Source organism: Nocardiopsis sp. CA-288880 (assembly GCF_050955985.1).
Taxonomy (GTDB): domain Bacteria; phylum Actinomycetota; class Actinomycetes; order Streptosporangiales; family Streptosporangiaceae; genus Nocardiopsis; species Nocardiopsis tropica.
Genome location: NZ_CP192105.1, coordinates 5,379,659 through 5,400,659, shown reverse-complemented (window position 1 = coordinate 5,400,659; position 21,001 = coordinate 5,379,659). Strand labels below are relative to the sequence as shown.

The following is a 21,001-nucleotide window of genomic DNA, read 5'->3' as shown; positions in this document are numbered from 1 at the left end:
CTCTCCTACTGTGTCGCGTTCGCGGTCGCGTGGCGGGCTCCGGCGCCGGCCGGGGTCTCCGTGCCGAACCGGTCGGGTGGGAAGGGGGCGAGCAGGGGGTCGCGGCGGCCGTACACGATCTCCTCGGCGGCGAGCCTGCCCAGGAGAGGGCCGAGCGTCGCCCCGCTGTGGCTGACGGCCTCGTAGTAGCCGGGAACGGCGTCCAGGAATCCGACGCTGGCGTGCCCGTCGGCCGGGTAGGCGCGCGTCCCGAGGCGCACCCGCTCGGGGCGGGCGCCGCGGAGGCCGGGCAGGACCGCGGCGGCGCGGCCGACCAGCTCGGCGAGGAGTTCGTCGAGCCGCCGGGCGCAGGGGCGGGCCGTGCCGATGCGGGCGTCGACGGCGTCCGACCGCACCAGGACGGAGTCCGGGCCCGACGGGCGGACGCTGACGTCCGGGCCCAGCAGCATGGCGTCCGTCGCGCCGGGCAGGGGGAGGTCGGCCAGAAGGCCCAGGGTGGGCCCGAGGGTGAGCGGTCCGCCGACGAGTCCGGCGACCTCCTGTCCCTGCGCCCCGGCGGCGTTGACCACCACGTCGGCCTCCACCGTGCCGCCGTCGGCGAGGCCGACGGCGCGCACGGTTCCGTCCGCGTCGGTGCGCACCGACGCGGCCTCCGCCCCGAACCGGACGTCCGCCCCGCGGCCCCGGGCCTCGCCGAGCAGCCAGGCAGCCATGGGGGGCAGGTCGACCCACCCCTCCTCGGGCAGGCGGGCGACCAGTGCCGGCAGTGCCGCGGGGCGGACCCCGGCCGGGAGGCCGGTGCGGGCCGGGTCCGCGCAGTGGGCCGCGTACCCCCGCCCCGCCGCGGTGGCGACGGCGTCCTCCAGGCGCGGCGTGTCGTCGCTCCAGACCAGGCTCGGGCACGGGTGGAACCCGGGGACGCCCTCGGCCCTCAGCCGGTGGAGCTCGCCCAGCCCGGCGCGGTTCAGCTCGAAGTAGGCCCGGGGCGCCTTGCCGAACGCCGTGGCGCGGGAGAAGGAGGCCGCGCTCGTGACCGAGGCCGGGACCGGCTCCCGCTCCAGGACGGTCACGCGCGCCCCGGCGAGGGTGAGGTTCCACGCGACGGAGGCGCCGATGATCCCCCCGCCGACGACGGTCACCTTGCGCATGCGTCGTCCTCCTCCGGTGTCGTCCGCGCGTCCCCGGCGGCCGGTGGCTCCCCGTCCCAGCCCACGGGTCCCTCGGGCCAGGCCGCGCCCACGACCCTGTGGCGCGAGGGCGTCGGCCATCCGGTGCGGACGCCGCCGGTGAGGTTGACCAGGACCGGGGCGTCCGGGGGGAGCGTCCCCTCGCGTCGCATGCGCACCGTTCCGGCCAGGGCGGTCGCGCTGGCGTGGCAGACGCTCACCCCCTCGGTCTCCTCCAGCAGGTCGCGGGCCTCGCGGATCTCGGACTCGCCCACCGCGAGGATCCGGCCCCCGGTGGTGTCGCAGACGTACCGGATGTAGGGGTAGGTCCGGGTGGGGTCGCCCCGCAGGATGGCCTCGGCGATGCCGCGCGGCTCCCTGACGATGTGCCGCTCGGAGATGGCGGACGCGCCCTCGCGGTAGGCGTGCGCCATGGGGGCGCAGCTCTCCTGCTGCACGGCCACGAACCGGGGGAGCGCGGACAGCCGGCCCAGGAAGCGGTACTCCAGGGCGCCCTTGTAGGCGCCGAGGAGGCCCATGCCGCTGCTGACCGCCTGGAACACGTACTCGGGCGGCGCGTCCATCTGGTCGAACGCCTCCAGGTAGGCCAGCTTCAGCCCCTCCCTGCGGGCGAGGTTGAAGAATCCGCCCTCGAAGAAGGCCCCGGTGCGGTCGGCGAAGCGGCGTGCGGCCGCACCCGCCGAGACGAAGTCCCCCTCGACCAGGTACGTCGAGACCGCGTCGTGGTCCGGGTAGTTGAGCCGGTGGCGGAAGCGCCGACCGCAGAAGAGCGCCATCTCGACCCCGTCGAGGAGCTGGACCCCGCGCGCGTAGGAGGTGGAGCTGTTGCCGGTGGAGGCCATCACGAACCGCTTCACGCCGAGTTCGGCGAGGCGGGACAGTCCCACGGAGGCGATGCGGTCCTTGGTGCTGAGCGTCGGGTTGGCGCTCTCGTCCTTGAGGACGAGCCGGGAGAGCCCGACGCGTCGGCCGAACTCCTCGGCGGGGAAGCACGGCGTGTCCCCCTCGCCGAGCCAGGTGGCGCTGTCCCGGGAGCGCAGGGGGAGCAGGTCGAAGTAGGTCTGAAGGGGGTTGTGTCCCTTTTCGAGGGATACGGAACCGAGGTCATGAATGGCGTCGACGGCTCCGCCGCATTCGCCGCAGCGGTTCGCCGGGCCGTCGTCCTTCCACCGGCCGCAGGCCACGCACGCCAGTGAGAAGCCGCTTCCCCGGCGGATGGACGAGGAGTCTCTCATGAGTGCTTCGTAGTGCAGGTTGAACCCCATGGGAACCTTCCGATGGTGGTGCCTGGAGACTGTCCGAAAACGCCGTGGGGCACTCGGGCGAACGGTGTGAGGAAAGGGGTCCGTCGTTCCCGGCGGCGAGGGGATTCGGTGTGGAGTGCGTAGAATTGGTCGGTTATATACCCTGGTGGAGGAGGCCGAAGGGGTACAAAATAATTGTTTCCCTGTAATCGCCGACGGGAATCATTCCCCCGGAGATTTTCTGACGGACGACGGCTTGCCCTGGTCGAGCTCCCCCGATAAGGGAAAGAACGCACATGATCAACGGTGTTTTTCCGGGTGTCGGAGAATGGTCCGATTTCGACGGTTTGAAAGGAATATGGGAGGATCGGATTCCCGAGGCGCTCCGCCGGGCCGGCCGGAGCGACTTCTACCGCGGGCGCCTCGGCGACGGCCTCCCCGGGGGGCTGGCCGACCTGGAGGGCCTGCCGCTCACCACCAAGGACGACCTGCGCGCGAGCTACCCCTTCGGGATGGTCGCGGTCCCGCGCCGCGCACTCGTCTCGTACCACGAGTCGAGCGGGACGTCCGAGGGGGCGCCCACCGCCTCCTTCCACACCGAGGCCGACTGGGCGGAGATGCTCGACCGCTTCGGCCGGAACAGGCTGGGCATGGCCGACACGGACACCGTGCTGGTCCGCGTCCCGTACGCCATGGTCACCATCGCGCACCAGGTGCACGCCGCGGCCAGGGCGGCCGGGGCCCTGGTGGTGCCGGCCGACGCGCGCTCCACGGCCATGCCCCTGCCCCGCGTCCTGCGGCTGCTGCGCGACCTGCGCGTCACCGTGGCCGCGGCCCTGCCCACCGAGCCGCTGCTGTGGGCCGCCTGCGCCCGCCTGGCCGGGGAGTCCCCCCGCGCCCACGCCCCCGGCCTGCGCGCCCTGCTGAGCGCGGGGGAGCCGCTCAGCCCGGCCCGGCGCCGCCGGATCGAGGAGCTGTGGGGCTGCGCGGTCCACCTCAGCTACGGCAACTCCGAGTGCGGGTCCAACCTGGGCGGAGAGTGCCCCGAGGGGAACCTCCACCTGTGGGCCGACCGCTACCTGCCGGAGGTCCTCGACCCCGCGACCGGGACCGCCTCCTTCGAGGGGCGGGGGCGGCTGGTCCTGACGACCCTGTTCCGCGAGGCGATGCCGCTGGTGCGCTACGACACCGGTGATTTCGTGGAGCTCTCCTACGGCGGCTGCCCCTGCGGCTGGGCCCTGCCCCGGGTGCGGGTGGCCGGGCGCTGGGACCACGGCGTCTCCCTGCGGGGGCGCCGGGAGCGGGTGTTCGCCTCGGACGTGGAGGAGGCCGTGTTCTCCCTGCCGTCCGAACTGGGGGTGCTCTTCTGGCGGGCCGTCGAGGACGGGGGGGTCCTCCGCGTGCGCGTCGAGGCCGGGGACGGCGCCGCCGGGGAGGTCTCCGCGGCGCTGGCCGACGAGGTCGAGAGGCTCCTGGGCGTCGGACCCGAGGTCGAGGTGGTGCCCGCCGGGACCCTCGTGCCGCTGGAGGAGCTGACCCGGCGGTCGTTCACCGCCAAGCCCCGCTACCTGTCACCGGCGGGCGCGTCGGCGGGGACGGGGGCGATGTACCAGGGGCCCGCGCCGCAGGCCGTGGCCCGGGGCTCCGAACCGGAGCCGCACACGGCCCGCTCCTGAGGCCGGTGTCCTGCCGTACCAGAGGAGAGGGAACCCCCCATGACCATGTCACCAGTGCTGGAAGCCCTTGCCGCCGACCGTGACCGCGCCGCCTTCGTGGACGGGCGGGGGGAGGTGACCGCCGGGGAGGCGCTGGACCTCGTGTACAGGGTCGCCCGCGCACTCCTCGACGGCGGCCTGGGGCCGGGGCGCGCCGCCGTTCTCCTGGGGCCGGTGAGCACGCGGCTGTACGTGGTCTCCCACGCGGTCGAACTCGTGGGCGCGGCGCAGCTGGACGTCCCCGCGTCCCTGCCGCCCGGGGAGCGGGCGCGGCTCGTGGAGGAGTGCGGGGCGAGGGTCGTGGTCGCCGACCCCGGAGCCGTCGAAGCCGACGGGCTCGGGGCCGCTGCCGGCCTCCCCGGCGTCCGGCTCTGGACAATGGCGCCCTCGGAGGCGGGGGAGGACCTGTTCGAGGCCTGTCGGCGACACTCGGCCCTGCCCTTCGGGTCGCTGGCGCGCACGGGCGATCCGCGCTCGATCGGTCTGACGAGCGGTTCCACCGGGCGGTCCAAGGCGGTGGTGCGGCGGTTCCGCTCCGCCCCCGGCTCCAACGCCTCGTGGCTCGCGCGCCTTCTCGCCGGTGCGGAGGGCCCGGTGCGCACGCTCCTCACGGACCGGCTCGTCGGCCCGATCCGGGCACTCGGCGACGCCACCGTGATCACCGGGGGCCGGGTCGCCTCCCTCGCGGACTGCGAACCGGACTCCCTCCGCGGCGCGGTGCGCGAACACGGGATCACCCACACGGCGATACCGGCCACCTACCTGCGCCCCCTGCTGGACCACCCGGACACGGCCGACGCGGACCTGTCCTCCCTGCGCTGCGTCGTCACCGGTGGGGGGCCGGTCAGTCCCGCGCTGCTCAGGAGGGCGACGGCCCGGCTGGGGCCGGTCGTGCACTGCTCCTACGGGCAGACCGAGGCGGGGCACATCGCCTGGCTGGCCCCGGAGGACTACGCCGACGGGAGTGGGGAGGCCGTGCGCAGCTGCGGCCGTCCGATCCCCGGGGTGCGGGTCGAGGTCCGCGACCCCGCCGGGCGGGCGCTCGGCGTGAACGAGCGGGGCCGGGTGTGGGTGCGCACGCCCCTCCTGATGGACGAGTACCTGGGGCGGCCGGAGGAGACCGCGCGCGTGCTCCGGGACGGGTGGCTGGACACCGGGGACGTCGGACGCCTCGGGGAGCGGGGCCTGCTCACCCTGCTGGGGCGGGCGAGCGGCGCCGTGGTGGTCGGCGGCGAGACCGTCTTCACCGCCGAGGTGGACGCCCTCCTCCAGGAGCATCCGCACGTGCTCGACGCGGCCGCCTTCGACGTCCGCGGCGAGGACGGCGCGACCCTGCACGCCGCGGTGGTCGTCGCGCCGGGCGCCGAGCCCGCGGAGTCCGAGCTGAGGGAGCTGGTCCGGGGGCGGCTCGGACCGAACCACGTGCCCTCGTCGGTCATGTTCGTGCCGCGCATACCGCAGACCCCCGCCTACAAGGTGTGCCGGGAGACGCTGCGGAGCTGGCACGCCTCCCCGCCCGCCCCGGCGGGATGACCCGCGGCGCGGCCCGGCGCGCATCCCCTCGCGCCGGGCCGCCGCCGCGCCGCCCTGCCTCCGCCCGGTCCCGGAAGGGGCGCACGCCGGTGTGGGCGCGTGGTTCCGGAGGGGAGGAAAAGGGAGGGGCCCGTCTTCTGGGCCTGTGCGGTTCAGGGTCTGGAAAAGGATGCGTTGTCCGCATTCGGTCTTCTCCCTCGCGGGGATTCCTCTGTGGTTTCATGGGTCTTTCGCGGGGATACGGTGCGGGGATCGCGGTCCCTGTCGGCGTTTCCACCGTCTCCGGCACGGTGCGCCCTCCGTCCGGCCGGGCGGAGGGCGCGGGGGGCACGCGTGCCCTGCCGGGCGGGGCCCACCGGGCCGCCCGGCTCCCGCCGGGGCGGCGGAGTGCGCACGCGGGGTGACCGGAGCGCTCCGGCAGGAGTGACGAGGAGGGGAGTGAGGTGCCGACCGTCATCGGGATCTCCGCCTACGCCGAACGCGCCCGCTGGGGCGAGGCCTGGGACATGGACGCGAACCTCCTGCCGGCGGCCTACGCCGACGCGGTCGCCGCGTCCGGGGCCGTGCCGGTGCTGGTTCCCCCGGTCCCCGGGGCCGCCGGAGCCGTGGGGCGCCTGGACGGCCTGCTCCTCGCGGGCGGGGGCGACATCTCCCCGGGCCGCTACGGCGCCCCGGTGGGAGAGCACACGGCGGGCGTCCAGGACCGGCGCGACGAGGCGGAGGGCGCACTGCTCGCCGCCGCCCTGGCCCGGGGCGTTCCCGTGCTGGGGATCTGCCGGGGGATGCAGTTGCTCAACGTCGCCCGCGGCGGCACCCTGCACCAGCACCTGCCCGACGCGGTGGGCCACGAGGGGCACCGGCCGAGGGCCGGGGTGTTCGACCCCCACCCCGTCACCGTCGCGGCGGGCTCCCTCACCGCCCGCGTCCTCGGCCGCACCCGGCTCGACGTGCCCACCTACCACCACCAGGCCGTCGCCACCCTCGGCGAGGGCGTGGTCGCGACGGCGTGGGCGGACGACGGCACGGTCGAGGCGGTCGAGTACGCCGACGCCCGCGACGTCCTCGGAGTGCAGTGGCACCCGGAGATGGGGGACGACCCCGGCCTGTTCGACTGGCTCACCGGGAGGGCCTCGGCCGTTGAGCGGGCTCCGGCGGGCTGACCGACGACAGGACCCGCGCCGCGCGCGGGTCCGCGTCCGCTGCGGCGCGCACGCCGCGCCGGGGCCGGACGACGGGGACCGCGCCGCCGCGGGGCGAGGGCGCGTTCCCGTGTGACCGCCGGTCCCGCACCCCTGGAGGTCCGCGCCCCCGGGCCCCGGCCTGTGGGCGCCCGGGGCCGGAACCCCCTCGCGCGGGGCGTTCCGTTAGGTTGTCGTCCGGCATGGCGGACGGCGCGGACGCGAGCGCGCGAGGGAACCGGGCGAGGAGCACGAGTGAACGGCGACGAGCGGCCGGAGGGTCCCGGGACCGCACAGGAACCCGCGGAGCCGCGGAGGGGAGTGGTCCCCGGGGCGTCCACGGAGCCCCGGCGGCTCGGGGAGGGCGCCCGGTGCGCCGGACCGGGGGAACCGGAGGCGCCGCCTGTGCCGGAGACCCCCGGTCGGCGGGTCAGGAGCGTCGTCGCGTGGGCCGGACTCGGGCTGCTGGCGGGCGCGGCCTGCCTGGCGGTGTGGGGCTTCTTCGGCGGGCTCCGGTCCGCGTCCCGCGAGGAGGTCGTCGGCGGCTGGCTCCTGGTGCCGCTCCTGGCCGCGGTGCTCCTGGCCTGGGCGGCCCGCATGGCGGTGCGTGTGTCCGACGAGGGCGACCTGCCCGTGCGGGGGTGGGCCGTCGCCGTGCTGGCGGCGGTCTCGGCGGGCCTGGCGTTCCTGGCCTTCACGGCCTTCCCCCGCGACTCCTTCCTCGCCACCGCGGGCGCACCGGAGTCCTTCGCCCCCTCCCAGCGCGCGACGGTCCTGTGGCTCGCCCTCTGCCTCACCTCCCTGGGCGGCCTCCTGCTGGCGGCCGCCCCCATGTGGCCCTCGCCCCGGCGGTGGGGCCGCATGCTGCTGGGCTTCCCCGCCGGAGTCCTGGCCGTGGCGGTCGCCGGCGCCCTCGTCCCGACCGCCGTGCTCCCGTCCGTGCTGCACACCGTGGCCGTGCCGGGGGACCCCGTTCCGGAGCCGCCGACGGTCACACGGGTGGGGTGGACCTGGAAGCCGCCCCCGGCGGCGCGGATCCAGGACGTGGTCCGCGGCAGCCGCGGAGCGCTGGTCGTCCTGGACGACGGGGTGGTCGCCCTGGACGGGGCGACGGGCGGGGAGCTGTGGAGCTACCGGCTCCCCTACGCGGACGGCGTGGCGGGCGGCGCCGTCGACGGCGCGGCGTACGTCACGTACACGGAGGCTCCGGAGGGGGACGCCGCCGGGCCCGCGGACCCGGTCACCGTGCTGCTGGACCCGGGGACCGGGGAGGTCGCCGGCCGGTTCGCGCTCTCCGAGGAGGACCGGGAGGAGTACGCGGGCTGGAACGCCGGCCTGCGCCTGCGCTGGGACGGCCCCGCCCTGTCCGGCCGGTCGGTCGACGGGCGCGAGGAGCTGTGGTCCCACACCCCGGCCGGCGTTCCCGGCCGGGACTGCCTCGGGGACGAGGCGCGGATGGCGGGGGACCGTGTCGTCTTCGTCCACGCGTGCCTCGTGCCGGAGGGGGGAGGCGCGGGCGCGTACGCGGTCGTCGGCCTGGACGCCGGGGACGGCTCCGAGGTCTGGCGGCACGAGTGGGAGACGGCGGAGGGGGAAGAGGTCCCCTTCCTGAGCGTGCCTCCGGCGGGCGGGGGAGACCCCGTGGTCCTGCTGACCCGCTGGGGCGGAGCCAGGCACCATCCGCCGGCGTTCCTCGACCTGGACTCGGGGGCGGAGGTCGCCGCACTGCCCGAGGAGGCACGGGAGTCGGAGCACGTGTCCGTCTTCGAGGACGACGTGCTGCTCGCCGACACCGGCGGGGCCGTGGTCCGTGTGGACGACTGGACCGAGGATGAGGTGCTCAGGGTCCGGGTGCTCGGCGCCGGCACCGCGGAGGTGACGGACTATGTCCTCGGCTCGGGGGCCGAAGGGGTGGTCCTCCCCCTGGCCGACGCGGTCCTGCTCCCGCGCATGGCGTGGACGGGCCTCTCCAGCGGGACGGTCCCCGACCTCATGGTGGTGCCCTTCGGGGACAGCGTCACCGAGGAGGGGGCGGAGGGCGTCCCCGTGGGCGTGCGCGACCCCCGCGGCCGCGAGTACGACTACAAGAGCCTCGACCTGGTCGCCGTCCCCGGGGCGGTGGCCGTCCACGCGGAAGGCGCCGACCGGGTGGAGGGGCTCGTCCCCTGAGGCTGTGGAAGAGTGTTCCCGGCACACCGGGAACCCCTCCCCGGCAGACCCGTCCCGGGCGCCGGCGGCCGGGCCCCGGCGGACCCGGCCCCCCGACACGGAACAGCCTGGAGGCAGCATGGCGACCGCGCCCGCCGCACCCGTCCACGACGTCCTGGTGGTGGGCGGCGCCGGGGTGGACACCGTCGTCCGCGTCGACGCCCTGGAGGTGCCCCCGGGCGACTCCGTGTCCGTCCCTCCGGCATACGACTACGTGGGCCACACCGGGAACGGGGTGGCGCTCGGCTGCCACGCGCTGGGTCTGGCGGTGAAGTTCGTGGACTTCCTCGGGGACGACGTCCAGGGCCGCATGGTCCTGGAGCGCTACGCCGGACTCGGCCTGGACTTCGAGCACGTCGTCTCCCCGCACGGCACCCCCCGCGGGATCAACCTGGTGGACCCCGGGGGACGGCGCTTCTCCTTCTACGACGGCCGCCACCCCGCCGACCTGCGCCTGCCCCGCGAGTTCTACCTGCCCCACCTGGAGCGCGCCGCCCACGTGCACCTGTCCATCGTCAACCACAACCGCGACGTGTACGAGGACCTGGAGGGGCTGGAGGCCACCAGCTCCACCGACCTGCACGACTGGGACGGGGAGGACCCCCACCACCTGCACTACGCCCTGCGCTCGGACCTGGTGTTCATGAGCGCGGCGACGGTTCGCGACCGGGTCGGCGAGGTGCTGCGCGGCATCCTGGACCGCGGGCGCGCCCGCCTCGCCGTGGCCACCGACGGGGCCGAGGGCTGCCACGTGCTCGTGCGCGGCGGGGAGGGGCCCCGGCACTTTCCGGCGGTGCGGCCCGAGCGCCCCGTCGTGGACACCAACGGGGCGGGGGACGCCTTCGTGTCGGGGTTCCTGTACGCCTATCTCGGCGGCGCCCCGGTGGAGGAGTGCGTGCTGGCCGGCTCCGTGGCCGGGGCCTTCACGTGCGGGAGCGCGGGGACCCACAGCGACTTCGTCGACCGCGACGGCATGGAGCGGCTGGTCGCCGCCGCGCGCCCCTGAACCGTGCGGAGCGGGCCCGACCGCTCCGCACGGGGGCGCCCCCGTGCGGCGGACCGGGCACGCGGGCGTCCGGCCCGAAGGGATCGCGGCCTCCGCCGACGGGTCGCGTCCGCCGCACCGGCCCCCCGTGAGTCACCCGTCACAGAGCGCGGGGATTTCGTGCCCGAATTCACGTCCTGGCCGGTGCCCCGCACGGAACGTGCCCTAGGGTTGGCCGCTGGGGAGGCTTCTGTGGAGAACGCGTGGTTCGGACGTCGCACGTACCGGTCCTCGGACTGGTCGGTCGAGCGGCTGGTCGAACTCAAACACCGGGGGCGCCGCACGGTCAGCCTGGTGCTGCCGGCGCGCGACGAGGCCGCGACCGTCGGGGGGATCGTCGCCCGGGTCCGCCGGGAGCTGGTCGAGGACGCGCCCCTCCTGGACGAGATCGTCGTCATGGACTCCGACTCCGCCGACGACACGGCCGCCGTGGCCCGCGAGGCCGGAGCGACCGTCCACCGCGTCGGCGACGTCCGCCCCGACCTCGGCCACCACCGGGGCAAGGGCGAGGCGATGTGGAAGTCCCAGTTCGTGACCTCCGGCGACATCGTCGCCTTCCTGGACGCCGACCTCGTCGAGTGGGGTCCCCACTTCGTGTCCGGGCTGCTCGGCCCCCTGCTCACCCAGCCGGACGTGTCCCTGGTCAAGGGCTTCTACGACCGCGTCCTGGACCCGTCCGGGGACGGCGGGGCCGCCGGGGGCGAGGTCTCCTACGAGGGCGGACGGGTCACCGAACTCGTCGCCCGCCCCACCATCGCCCTGCGCTGGCCCGCGCTCTCGGGTGTCGTGCAGCCGCTGTCGGGGGAGTGGGCCGTGCGCCGGGACCTGTTCTCCCAGCTGTCCGTGCCGACCGGCTACGGCGTCGAACTCGCCGTCCTGGTCGACACCCACCTGCGGCGCGGCGTGGACGCCGTCGCCCAGGTGGACCTGGGGCGCCGGGCCCACCGGCACCAGTCGCTGCGCGACCTGGGGGCCATGGCCACCGAACTCCTCGCGGTCGCCGACCGCCGCTCCGGCCTCGACCGGGGCTCCGACCGGGTCGAGCTCCGGCAGTTCGGCTCCGGGGAGGCACGGGGGGCGCCTCTCGCGACCGAGGTCAGCGTCGTGGAGCGCCCGCCGGCGGCCGATGTGGGGGCGCGGGAGTCGCGGGCGGGCGGCGGAACCGGGCGCGCGGTGCTCCCGGACGGACTGGAGGGGGTGATCGGCCGGTGCTGAGACTGCGGGGCCGGGAGTACGGCGCGGACACGGCGCTGGTCATGGCGATCGTCAACCGTACACCCGACTCCTTCTACGACAAGGGCGCCACCTGGGACGACGGGCCCGCGTTCGAGCGCGTGCGCAGGGTCGTCGACGAGGGCGCCGACATCGTGGACATCGGCGGGATCAAGGCGGCCCCGGGGGAGGAGATCGGCGCGGACGAGGAGAAGCGCCGGATCGTGGACTTCGTGGCCGGGGTCCGGGCCGAGTTCCCCGACCTGGTCATCAGCGTGGACACCTGGCGGGCGTCCGTGGGCCGGGCGGTGTGCGAGGCGGGGGCCGACCTGCTCAACGACGCCTGGGGCGGGCACGACCCGGGGCTGGCGGAGGTCGCGGCCGAGTTCGGCGTGGGCCTGGTGTGCACCCACACCGGGGGCGTCACCCCGCGCACCCGGCCGCACCGGGTGCACTACGAGGACGTGGTGCGCGACGCCGTCGACCGCACCGTCGCCCTGGCCGAGCGCGCGGTGTCCCTGGGGGTGGACCCGGCGTCGGCCCTCATCGACCCGGCGCACGACTTCGGCAAGAACACCTGGCACTCCCTGGAGCTGACCCGGCGCCTGGGCGAGATGACCTCGACCGGGTGGCCGGTGCTGGTGTCGCTGTCCAACAAGGACTTCGTCGGCGAGACCCTCGACCTGCCGGTGGGCGAGCGCCTGACCGGGACGCTCGCGGCGACCGCGGTGTGCGCCTGGCTGGGCGCGCAGGTCTACCGGGTCCACGAGGTGGTGGAGACCCGGCAGGTGATCGACATGGTCGCCGCCATCCGCGGGGTCCGACCCCCTGCGCGCACCGTGCGGGGGCTGGCGTGAGGAGTCGTCCTTGATCGTGGGAACCGTGGTCTGCCCGCATCCGCCCCTGCTGCTGCGCGAGCTCACCGGGGGCCAGGACGTGGCCGCCGAACTGCGCAAGGCGTGCACGGAGGCACTGGGGGCGCTGACCGCGCTCGCACCGGACGCGGTCGTGGTGGTCGGCGGGCACGACGCCCCGGGCGAGCACGCCGGGGGCGCGGTGCCGGTCCGGGGGTTCGGCGGGACGGGGGAGCGGGCGCCCCGGGAGCGGGCGCTGCCGCTGAGCCTGGGCGTGGCACGCCGGCTGCTCGACGGGGCCGGGTACTCCGGGCCGGTGGAGATGCTGACGGTGGCCTGGGACGCGTCCGCCGCCGAGACGGAGGCCGCGGGGGCGCGGATCGCCGGGCGGGGCGGCCGGGTGGGCCTGCTCGTCATGGGCGACGGCGGGGCCCGGCGCGGGCTCAGGGCCCCCGGGCACCTGGACGGGCGCGCCTTCGATTTCGACGAGGGGATCCGCCGTTCGCTGGCGGAGGGGGACCGGGCCGGCCTCCTCCGGCTGGACCCGGGTCTGGCGGCGGAGCTGATGGTGGCGGGCCGGGCGGCGTTCCAGGTCATGGGGCACGCGCACGCCGGCGGGGCCCCCGTGCGGCCCGAGCTCCTCTACGCCGACGACCCGTTCGGCGTCATGTACTTCGTGGCGACGTGGCTGCGCGGGGCGGGATGAGCCGCGCGGCGCCCGCCGTCCACGGCTCCTCCCCGAGCGCGGCGACGACCCGCCAGGGAGCCGAGACCCCGGAGGCACCGTCGTGCGCCTGCTGTTGAACGACGCCCTGCCCGAGGCCGCCGCCCCGGGCGAACGCCTGGACGCGGCGGCGCTGGAGGGGCTCTACGCCTACCCGGGCGGGGCGGGCCGTCCCTGGGTGCGGGCGAACATGGTCGCGACCCTGGACGGCGCGGCGGCCGGCGGCGACGGGCGGACGGGGACCATCAACACCCCCGCCGACCGGCTGGTGTACACGCTGCTCCGCGACCTGGCCGACGTCGTGCTGGTCGGGGCCGGAACCGCCCGCGTCGAGGGGTACCGGCGCCCGCGCCCCCGCACCAGGGACCGGGCGGCGCGCGCCGTCGCCGGGGGCCGTGCGGCCTGCCCCGAGCTGGCCGTGGTCAGCAGGACGGCCGCGGTGCCGCCGCTGCTCGCGGCGGACCCCGGGGGCGGAGCCGGCGGGGACCGGGGCGGCGTGCTGATGGTGACCTGCGGGGCCGCGGGCGCCGAGGCGATCGGGCTGGCCCGGAGGACCCTGGGCGCGGACCGGGTCCTGGTGTCGGGCGGCGACTCCGTCGACCTGCCCGCCGCCGTCGGGGCGCTGGCCGCGCGCGGGCTGCCCCGGATCCTGTGCGAGGGCGGTCCGCGCCTGCTCGCCGACGTGGCCGCCGCCGGCCTGCTGGACGAGCTGTGCCTCACCGTGGTCCCCGCCCTGGCGGGCGGCGCCGAGCAGCGCATCGCCGTGGGCGCCGTCGCCGACCGCGCGTTCGCGCCCCGGGTGCTGATCGAGTCCGAGGGCACGCTGCTCCAGCGCTGGACCCGCCCCGGGGCCTGAGATCCCGTCCCCCGCCGCCCCGCGCCCGCACGGCCGCGGGGCGGCGTGTCAGACGGCGTGTCCGGCGTACAGCGCGGCCCGGTCCTCGGCGGCCTGCACCATCCGGTCCTGCCTGTCCCGGACGGCCGGCTGCTCCGGCTGCGCGACCCGCTGGAGTTCGCGTCGCCGCCCGTGCCGCGTGGCCAGGGCCACGGCCGCCGATCTGCGCATCCCGAGCTCTTCCGCCTCCGAGCCCAGCGCGTCGCGCACCCGGCGCCGGTAGGCGCGCCGCACGGTGAGGTACACGGCCGTCGTCGTCGCGAAGATGACGGCGACCTTGGCCAGGACGCCGAGGACACCGCCGAACAGGGGCGCGTCCAGGAGCCAGTGCAGCGCCATCGCGAGCGCCACCAGGAGGGCGGCGCACACCGCCCGGCGGGTCCTCGGCCGCCAGCCCACCGCGGCGAGCAGGCCGACGGCGGTGCCCGCGACGGCCGACATCGCCCAGTGGGATCCCGGACCGGTCAGCCCCACCCGGATGACGGCGGTCTGCACCACGGGGGCGAGGCCGCCGGTCCCGCCCGCCATGAGCACCGCGTTCATCGAGTAGATGAAGTTCTCCGTCACCTCGAACCCCAGGCCCACCAGGGAACCGATCGCGAAACCGTCCACGGGCCCGCGCACGGAGGTCGGGAAGGCGACCGCGACGAGCACGATCCCCGCCAGTTTCAGCACCTCCTCGTTGAGCGGCGCGGTCAGCGCGGCGCCCCAGAGCCCCGCCAGGTCCAGTCCCAGGCCCTTGGCCCAGACCGCCCCCAGGCCGCCGTTGGCGACGACCCCGGCGCCGGTCGCCGCGAACAGGCCCCAGGCCACCGCGACCACGGAAGCGTCCGCGTCGGGCTCCCGCACGGGGCGGATGCGGCGCAGCACCCAGAACCCGAAGGCCAGGGTCACGATGCCGAGCGCCGCGGCCAGCAGCGCCTCGGGGAGGAAGGCCCGCACGGGGAGCGCCAGCTGCAGCGCCAGGTAGAGCAGTCCGGCCAGGCACAGCACGGTGATCAGGACGAGTGAGGCCAGGGCCGGCAGCCGCCGACCGCGCGCGGACCCCCCGTCGCCGGGCCGCGGCGCGGGGACGCGCCGGGGACCCGGAGGGGTGTGGGGCGAACGGCGCGGGGACGGCACCGTCCCCCGGTCGGTGGCGGCCGGGGCGGGCCGGTCGTCGGGTGCGTGGTTCATGCGGCTCCCTCCCTGGTGAACGAGACGGCCCGGACGACGTCGGCGACCGCGGCGAGGTCGGCCGTCGTCGCGTCCTGCCCGGCGAGCGTCATCTCCACGGCGAAGAGGCCGTCGGGGGAGGGGTAGACGACCGCCGCGCCCTGCTGGGAGTCGCTCTTGAGGGTGCCCGTCAGCCCCTCGGCCCCGTCCTCGGTCGAGATCGCCTCCGGTTCGCTCAGCCGTGCCGACGCCTCGCCCGCGCGGGCGACCCGGCGCATGCCGTCCCACAGCTCCTCGGCGGTGGGCGGCGGCGAGGTCGTGGGGGTGACGGAGTTGAGCGTCAGCTGCACGGGGCCGCGGTCGAAACGGTAGACCTGCCCGGCCTGGCTGGCGCCGGTGTCCAGGAGCCAGCCGTCCTGGGGGAAGGTCAGGGACGCCCGGTACTCCCCCGCGGCGCCGACGGTCACGGGTTCGCCGGAGGGGACGGTCTCCGAGCCGGGCAGGAGCGCGTTGACCAGCGGCCAGCCCACGACGAGGGCGGCGACCGCGGCGGCGGCCAGACCCAGTGGGACCCAGTTGCTCAGGGATCCGCGCTCCTGCGCGCGCGGGCCGTCCCCTGTCGCCTCCGTCATGGCGCCCCCTCCGTCGCTCACGGTGAACCCTCACCGCCAGCGAAACACCCGGAGGTGCGGTGCGGGGCGACCCACGGGCGACTTGGCGCACGTTGACGGCGATTTCACCAATCAAGGAGCTTCCTGGGCGAAACGGGCTCGTGGGTGCGGCCGCGACCGCCTCCCCGGGCCGGGTCCGCCCGCCGCTCTCCTGGCCGCTCCGGACATGGCGGGTCGCCCGGACCGGTCCGCCGCCTGCCCGCCTCGGGCACCCCGGCGGCTCCGCCTCGCGCGCCGCCGGGGTCCCCGCCCCGGGGCGGCGCGGGGTCCGCGCACGCCCGGGCCGGGGGCCGCCGGGGGTCAGGCGATGCCGCCGTTGGCGTAGACGGTCTGGCCGTTGATCCAGCGTCCCGGGCCGGCCAGGAAGGCGACCGACTCGGCGATGTCCTCGGGCAGGCCCAGGCGCTCCAGCGGGGGCTGGGCGGCGAGCCGGTCGACGGTCTCCCGGTCCTTGCCCTCCAGGAACAGCGGGGTGGCGGTGGGCCCGGGGGCGACGGCGTTGACCGTGACGTCGCGTCCCCGCAGTTCGCCGGCGAGGACCGGGGTGAGGGCGTCCACGGCGGCCTTGCTCGCCGCGTACCCCGCGTAGCCGGGGAAGGCGAGCTTGACGACCGAGGACGAGAAGGTGATGACCGCTCCTCCCCGGCGGACGCGGCGGGCCGCCTCGCGGGCGACCGCGAAGGTGCCGCGCACGTTGGTGCGCAGGAGGTCGTCGAGGGCGTCCAGGTCCTGCTCCGCGACCCGGGCCAGCCTGAGCACCCCGGCCGTGTGGGCCACGACGTCCACCCCGCCGAAGGCCCTCTCCGCGGTGTCGAAGAGCGCCTCGACCTGGTCGGCGTCGGCGACGTCGGCACGGGCCGCGAGGGCCCGGCCGCCCCGGCCGGTGATGGAGGCGACGGTCTCCTCGGCGCGTCCGGCGTTTCCCGCGTAGTGCACCACGACGGACATCCCGTCGCGGGCGAGGCGTTCGGCGACGGCGCGTCCGATGCCGCCGGAGGCCCCGGTGACGAGGGCGACCCGGTGGGTGTTCTGGGTGTCCATGGCGCTTCCCCTGGCTTGTATCGGTGTTCCGTTTTTCTGTTATCGACGATAACACCAGAAGCGTACCCGAGATACGTGCTTTGCGTAACCTTGATATCCCGTGGGGGTCCCGCGGGTGCGCGGAGTGGCTATCCTCGGCACGTGGACACGCGCACGCAGATGCTCGAGGCGGCCGAACGCCTGCTCGACGACTCGCCCGACCGGGACATCGCCACCCGGGCGGTGTGCGAGGCCGTCGGCGTGGGCGCACCCGTCCTCTACCGGCTCTTCGGGGACAAGAACGGTCTGCTCAGCGCGCTCGTGGACTACGGCTTCGAGCGCTACCTGGGCGCCAAGCGCTCGGCCGGGCACACAGAGGACCCCGTCGCGGACCTGCGCCGGGGATGGGACGCGCACAACGGCTTCGCCCTCGCCCACCCGGCCGTCTACCGGCTGATGTTCTCCCCCCACCTCGCGCAGGTGCCGGGTGCGTCGAAGGAGGCGTTCTCCCTGCTGGAGCGGACCCTCGTCCGCTGCGCGGCGGCCGGCCGCCTGCGGGTCGGGCCCCACCGCGCCGCCCAGGCGATCATGTCCGCCAACGTCGGCGTCGCCCTGAGCATGGTCAGCCAGCCCGACGTCTACACCGACCCCGGCCTGTCCCACCGCGTCCGCGACGCCGTCTTCGCCGGCCTGCTCACCGGGGACCCCGTCCCCGGGGACGCCGACCCCGCGGAGCCGGAGCCGGGGGCGGGCGCCGCCGCTCTGCGGCTGGCCGCCCTGCTGTCCGACGGCTCGGACGCGCTGACCGGCGCGGAGTCGGCCCTGCTGCGCGAATGGCTCGACCGCATCGCCGCGGGCGTCCCCCGCGCGTAGCCCCGGGCGGCGGTCGCGCGGGAGCGGAGCTCCCCGGCCGGACCGCGGGGCCGCCCCGGCGATCGGCGGGCGACACGTCCGCGCGGACATGGCGCGGGGCCCCCGACGGGATCACGATGGGCAGGAGCGCCCCGACCCGAGAGGACCGACATGGCCGAGACCGTCGCCGGAGTGGCCGTCCCCGACACCGAACTCGTCCGCGAGGCGACCGCGCTGGTCCGCGGCGCAGTGGACGACCTCCTGTTCCACCACTCGCGCAGGGTCTTCTTCTTCGGCGCGCTCCAGGGACGCGGCCGCGGGATCGAGGCCGACCCCGAACTCCTCTACGTCGGCGCGATGTTCCACGACCTGGGGCTGACCGCCGGGTACGGCAGCGCGGACCGGCGCTTCGAGGTCGACGGGGCCGACGCCGCGCGGGCGTTCCTGCTGGACCACGGGTGCTCGGAGGGCGACGCGCGCAAGGTGTGGCTGGGGATCGCCCTGCACACCACGCCCGGCGTGCCGGAGTTCCTCGAGCCCGAGATCGCCCTGGTGGCCGCCGGGGTGGAGACCGACGTCCTGGGGCTGGGCCTCAGCGGCCTGGCCGCGGACGACATCGGCGCCGTCACCGGGGCGCACCCGCGCCCGGACTTCAAGCGGCGCATCCTGGCGGAGTTCACACACGGCAACGCCCACCGGCCGCGCACCGTCTTCGGCACCGTCAACGCCGACGTGCTCGCCCACTACGTCCCGGGTTTCGTGCGGGACGACTTCGTGGAGGCCGTCCTGGGCAGCCCCTGGGCGGAGTGAGCCGGGGCTGTCTCCCTGGGCCGCCCCGGTGCGGGCGCCGGCCCCCTAAGCCTACTTTTCCTACTTGACATATGGGTTTTGTGGGAAAGAGAATTCGAGGGCGGCCCCAGCCCCGCCCCCACGGGCCGCACGACAGCGAGAGCGAGGCCGCCCATGGGTCCACAACGGCCCGCGCCGCCGGAGACCACCGTCCTCCGGGCCGCGCGCATCGACGATCCCCTGGCCGCACCGCTGGTGGACGAGCTCCGCCGCGAGTACACCGCGCGCTACGGCAGCGCGGCGGGCGACGAGATGACCCGGTTCCCGGTCTCCGACTTCGCCCCGCCGCACGGGCTGCTCCTGCTGCTCCTCCTGGACGGACGGCCCGTCGCAGGAGGCGCCTTCCGCCGCTACGACGACCGGACGGCCGAGGTCAAGCGCATGTGGACCGCATCGGCGCACCGGCGGCGCGGCTACGCGCGCCTGGTCCTGGCCGCCCTGGAGAGGGCCGCCGCCGCGGCCGGGTACGGGCGCGTGCACCTCACCACCGGACCGCGCCAGCCCGAGGCGCGCGGACTCTACCTCGCCGCGGGGTACACGCCGGGCTTCGACGTCGCGGCCGACCCCGAGAGCGTCGGGCCCCTCGCCTTCGGCAAGGACCTGCCCCCGTTCCCGCAGCGCCCGTGGCGCACGGAAACGGGAACCGCGGCACGCGGTCGGGAGGCCCGGAGCGCCGCCCCGGACCGGCCGGTCCCGGCCCCGCGGACGGCGCGCACCGCCGGGGACGCCCCGCGGCCCGTCCCTCCCGCCGCCCCCGGCCGCGGCCCCCTCCACTCCTGCACGGGCCCCTTCCGGAGCGGGGGCGGGAGGTGAGCGCCCCGACGACCGCAGAGGCCGCCCCGCCCGCCGGCGGCGGCAGCGACCCGGTGGACCCGGCGGGACTCCCCGTCCGGCCCGCGCTCCACCCCCTGCGCTGGGCGGCCGGAGCCGTCGTCGCCGTCCTGGTCGCGATGTTCCTCAACATGCTCGTCACCAACCCGGCGTGGAAGTGGGACGTCGTCGCCGAGTACATGTTCGCCGAGTCGATCCTCGGCGCCCTCTGGCTGACCGTCCGGCTCACGGTCTACGGCACCGTCATCGGCTTCGCGATCGGCGGCGTCCTCGCCCTCATGCGGCTCTCCCGGAGCCCCCTGCTGGCCGGGGTCGCCTGGGTCTACGTGTGGGCGTTCCGGTCGATCCCCCTCATCGTCCAGCTGCTGTTCTGGTACAACCTGGCGATCCTGTACGACCGGCTGTCCTTCGGGATCCCGTTCGGCCCGGCGTTCGTCACCTTTCCCACCATGGAGCTCATCAGCCCCATGACGGCGGCGGTCCTGGGACTGGCCCTGCACCAGGCCGCCTACGCGGCGGAGATCGTCCGCTCCGGAGTGCTCTCCGTCGACCAGGGCCAGCGCGAGGCCGCCGCCGCGCTCGGCCTCCCGCGGTGGCGCCAGGTCCGCCGGATCATCCTGCCCCAGGCCATGCGCACGATCATGCCGACCGCGGGCAACGAGGTCATCGGCCTCTTCAAGGGCACCTCCGTGGTGTACGTGATGGCGCTGGGCGAGCTCTTCTACCGCGTGCAGGTGATCTACAACCGTACGGGCGACGTGGTGCCCATGCTCATGGTCGCGACCCTCTGGTACATCGTCCTGACCACGCTGCTGTCCGTCGCCCAGTTCCACGTCGAGCGCCACTACGCCAAGGGCTCCGTGCGCGTCCTGCCGCCCACGCCGCTCCAGCGGCTCCGCGCGGCGGGGGACGCCCTCGCCCGCCGGACGGCGCGCGGCGGACCGGCACCGAGAGGAGGAACCCCGTGAGCACTCCCATGGTGGAGGTGCGCGGCGTCCACAAGAGCTTCGGCGCCCTGGAGGTGCTGCGCGGCGTCGACCTGACCGTCGAGGCAGGGCACGTCACCGCCGTGCTCGGGCCCTCGGGCTCCGGCAAGAGCACCCTGCTGCGCTGCGTCAACCACCTCGAACGCGCCGACCGCGGCTACGTCGCCGTCGACGGGGAGCTCATCGGCTACCGCCGCGGCCGCGGCGTCCTGCACGAGCTCAAGGAACGGCAGATCCTGCGCCAGCGAGCCGCCATCGGCTTCGTGTTCCAGAACTTCCACCTGTTCCCCCACCTGACCGCGCTGGAGAACGTCGTGGAGGCCCCCCGGTTCGCGCTCCGGCGCCCCGCCGCCGAGGTGGAGGCCGAGGCCCGTGCCCTGCTGGACCGGGTGGGGCTGGCCGACAAGGCGGACGTCCACCCGCGGCGGCTCTCCGGAGGCCAGCAGCAGCGGGTCGCGATCGCCCGTGCCCTGGCCCTGCGCCCCAAGGTCCTGCTCTTCGACGAGCCCACCAGCGCCCTCGACCCCGAACTGGTGGGCGAGGTCCTCGACGTCATCCGGGACCTCGCGGCGGGCGGGACCACGATGGTCATCGTCACCCACGAGACCGGGTTCGCCCGCGAGGTCGCCGACACCGTCGTGTTCATGGACGGGGGACTGGTCGTGGAGTCCGGGCCGCCCGCGCAGGTGCTGGACGCGCCCCGCCACGAACGCACCCGGGCCTTCCTCGACAAGGTCCTCTGACCGGTGGGGCGCTCCCGCGCCCCGCCCCCACCGCCCGCACCGCACACCGCCTTCCGCCCCGCCCGGTCCCGTCCGAACACGGGACCCATCCCCCGAGGA

General features: G+C 75.9%; 19 protein-coding genes. 14 read left to right on the top strand and 5 right to left on the bottom strand.

Annotated elements, in window-relative coordinates; translation table 11 throughout:
• Positions 1 to 5 precede the first annotated feature (5 nt).
• Together ACQPYD_RS23375 and ACQPYD_RS23370 are read right to left on the bottom strand one after the other, a co-directional pair.
• Positions 6 to 1,148, bottom strand: a complete 1,143-nt coding sequence (locus ACQPYD_RS23375; RefSeq protein ID WP_433697708.1) for an NAD(P)/FAD-dependent oxidoreductase — start codon at positions 1,146 to 1,148, stop codon at positions 6 to 8.
• Positions 1,136 to 2,422, bottom strand: a complete 1,287-nt coding sequence (locus tag ACQPYD_RS23370; RefSeq protein WP_433697707.1) for a threonine synthase — start codon at positions 2,420 to 2,422, stop codon at positions 1,136 to 1,138. The genes ACQPYD_RS23375 and ACQPYD_RS23370 overlap by 13 nt, the downstream gene beginning before the upstream one ends.
• A 356-nt stretch (positions 2,423 to 2,778) precedes the next feature.
• On the opposite strand from ACQPYD_RS23370, the gene ACQPYD_RS23365 reads away from it, so the two are divergent.
• The 9 genes from ACQPYD_RS23365 (at position 2,779) to ACQPYD_RS23325 (ending at position 13,756) form a co-directional block, all read left to right on the top strand.
• Positions 2,779 to 4,107 (top strand): phenylacetate--CoA ligase family protein, encoded by a 1,329-nt coding sequence (locus tag ACQPYD_RS23365; protein ID WP_433697706.1) that lies wholly within the window; start codon positions 2,779 to 2,781, stop codon positions 4,105 to 4,107.
• Between the two features lie 39 nt (positions 4,108 to 4,146).
• Entirely contained in the window at positions 4,147 to 5,679 is a 1,533-nt protein-coding gene (locus tag ACQPYD_RS23360; protein ID WP_433697705.1) for a class I adenylate-forming enzyme family protein, read from the top strand.
• A gap of 443 nt (positions 5,680 to 6,122) precedes the next feature.
• Positions 6,123 to 6,839: a gamma-glutamyl-gamma-aminobutyrate hydrolase family protein gene (locus tag ACQPYD_RS23355; protein ID WP_433697704.1), complete on the top strand. Its 717-nt coding sequence runs from the start codon at positions 6,123 to 6,125 to the stop codon at positions 6,837 to 6,839.
• Positions 6,840 to 7,262: 423 nt separating this feature from the next.
• Entirely contained in the window at positions 7,263 to 9,026 is a 1,764-nt protein-coding gene (locus ACQPYD_RS23350; protein WP_433697703.1) for a hypothetical protein, read from the top strand.
• A gap of 118 nt (positions 9,027 to 9,144) precedes the next feature.
• The gene (locus ACQPYD_RS23345; RefSeq protein ID WP_433697702.1) at positions 9,145 to 10,071 is read left to right on the top strand and encodes a carbohydrate kinase family protein; all 927 of its coding nucleotides are present in this window, start codon (positions 9,145 to 9,147) and stop codon (positions 10,069 to 10,071) included.
• 231 nt (positions 10,072 to 10,302) lie between these two features.
• A complete protein-coding gene (locus ACQPYD_RS23340) occupies positions 10,303 to 11,325 on the top strand; it encodes a glucosyl-3-phosphoglycerate synthase (protein ID WP_433697701.1) in 1,023 nt (340 codons plus the stop codon).
• A complete protein-coding gene (gene folP, locus ACQPYD_RS23335) occupies positions 11,319 to 12,179 on the top strand; it encodes a dihydropteroate synthase (RefSeq protein WP_433697700.1) in 861 nt (286 codons plus the stop codon). Before ACQPYD_RS23340 ends, folP begins: the two co-directional genes overlap by 7 nt.
• Positions 12,180 to 12,189: 10 nt before the next feature.
• On the top strand, positions 12,190 to 12,882 hold the full coding sequence (locus ACQPYD_RS23330; RefSeq protein ID WP_433697699.1) for a hypothetical protein: 693 nt from the start codon (positions 12,190 to 12,192) through the stop codon (positions 12,880 to 12,882).
• An 82-nt stretch (positions 12,883 to 12,964) separates the two neighbouring features.
• Positions 12,965 to 13,756, top strand: a complete 792-nt coding sequence (locus tag ACQPYD_RS23325; RefSeq protein ID WP_433697698.1) for a dihydrofolate reductase family protein — start codon at positions 12,965 to 12,967, stop codon at positions 13,754 to 13,756.
• Between the two features lie 48 nt (positions 13,757 to 13,804).
• Here ACQPYD_RS23325 and ACQPYD_RS23320 read toward each other — a convergent pair whose 3' ends face one another.
• The 3 genes from ACQPYD_RS23320 to ACQPYD_RS23310 form a co-directional block, all read right to left on the bottom strand.
• A complete protein-coding gene (locus ACQPYD_RS23320) occupies positions 13,805 to 14,971 on the bottom strand; it encodes a PrsW family intramembrane metalloprotease (protein ID WP_433697697.1) in 1,167 nt (388 codons plus the stop codon).
• Positions 14,968 to 15,582 (bottom strand): hypothetical protein, encoded by a 615-nt coding sequence (locus tag ACQPYD_RS23315; protein ID WP_433697696.1) that lies wholly within the window; start codon positions 15,580 to 15,582, stop codon positions 14,968 to 14,970. The genes ACQPYD_RS23320 and ACQPYD_RS23315 overlap by 4 nt, the downstream gene beginning before the upstream one ends.
• A 339-nt stretch (positions 15,583 to 15,921) precedes the next feature.
• Entirely contained in the window at positions 15,922 to 16,662 is a 741-nt protein-coding gene (locus ACQPYD_RS23310; RefSeq protein WP_433697695.1) for an SDR family oxidoreductase, read from the bottom strand.
• Positions 16,663 to 16,803: 141 nt separating this feature from the next.
• Here ACQPYD_RS23310 and ACQPYD_RS23305 point away from each other — a divergent pair, with 141 nt between their 5' ends.
• From ACQPYD_RS23305 to ACQPYD_RS23285, 5 genes are all read left to right on the top strand, one after another.
• Positions 16,804 to 17,514 carry a TetR/AcrR family transcriptional regulator gene (locus ACQPYD_RS23305; RefSeq protein ID WP_433697694.1) on the top strand — a complete coding sequence of 237 codons (711 nt, stop codon included), beginning with the start codon at positions 16,804 to 16,806 and terminating at the stop codon, positions 17,512 to 17,514.
• 150 nt (positions 17,515 to 17,664) lie between these two features.
• Positions 17,665 to 18,303 (top strand): HD domain-containing protein, encoded by a 639-nt coding sequence (locus ACQPYD_RS23300; RefSeq protein ID WP_433697693.1) that lies wholly within the window; start codon positions 17,665 to 17,667, stop codon positions 18,301 to 18,303.
• Positions 18,304 to 18,456: 153 nt separating this feature from the next.
• A complete protein-coding gene (locus ACQPYD_RS23295; protein WP_433697692.1) occupies positions 18,457 to 19,155 on the top strand; it encodes a GNAT family N-acetyltransferase in 699 nt (232 codons plus the stop codon).
• Positions 19,152 to 20,141: an amino acid ABC transporter permease gene (locus ACQPYD_RS23290; RefSeq protein ID WP_433697691.1), complete on the top strand. Its 990-nt coding sequence runs from the start codon at positions 19,152 to 19,154 to the stop codon at positions 20,139 to 20,141. Before ACQPYD_RS23295 ends, ACQPYD_RS23290 begins: the two co-directional genes overlap by 4 nt.
• Before the next feature lie 8 nt (positions 20,142 to 20,149).
• Positions 20,150 to 20,902 carry an amino acid ABC transporter ATP-binding protein gene (locus tag ACQPYD_RS23285; protein WP_433702107.1) on the top strand — a complete coding sequence of 251 codons (753 nt, stop codon included), beginning with the start codon at positions 20,150 to 20,152 and terminating at the stop codon, positions 20,900 to 20,902.
• Positions 20,903 to 21,001 lie beyond the last annotated feature (99 nt).

Coding starts and splice junctions, on each gene's coding strand:
- ACQPYD_RS23375 (WP_433697708.1), bottom strand. CDS start 1,148: ATGCGCAAGGTGACCGTCGTCGGCGGGGGGATCATCGGCGCCTCCGTC.
- ACQPYD_RS23370 (WP_433697707.1), bottom strand. CDS start 2,422: ATGAGAGACTCCTCGTCCATCCGCCGGGGAAGCGGCTTCTCACTGGCG.
- ACQPYD_RS23360 (WP_433697705.1), top strand. CDS start 4,147: ATGACCATGTCACCAGTGCTGGAAGCCCTTGCCGCCGACCGTGACCGC.
- ACQPYD_RS23345 (WP_433697702.1), top strand. CDS start 9,145: ATGGCGACCGCGCCCGCCGCACCCGTCCACGACGTCCTGGTGGTGGGC.
- ACQPYD_RS23320 (WP_433697697.1), bottom strand. CDS start 14,971: ATGAACCACGCACCCGACGACCGGCCCGCCCCGGCCGCCACCGACCGG.
- ACQPYD_RS23315 (WP_433697696.1), bottom strand. CDS start 15,582: ATGACGGAGGCGACAGGGGACGGCCCGCGCGCGCAGGAGCGCGGATCC.
- ACQPYD_RS23310 (WP_433697695.1), bottom strand. CDS start 16,662: ATGGACACCCAGAACACCCACCGGGTCGCCCTCGTCACCGGGGCCTCC.
- ACQPYD_RS23300 (WP_433697693.1), top strand. CDS start 17,665: ATGGCCGAGACCGTCGCCGGAGTGGCCGTCCCCGACACCGAACTCGTC.
- ACQPYD_RS23295 (WP_433697692.1), top strand. CDS start 18,457: ATGGGTCCACAACGGCCCGCGCCGCCGGAGACCACCGTCCTCCGGGCC.
- ACQPYD_RS23285 (WP_433702107.1), top strand. CDS start 20,150: ATGGTGGAGGTGCGCGGCGTCCACAAGAGCTTCGGCGCCCTGGAGGTG.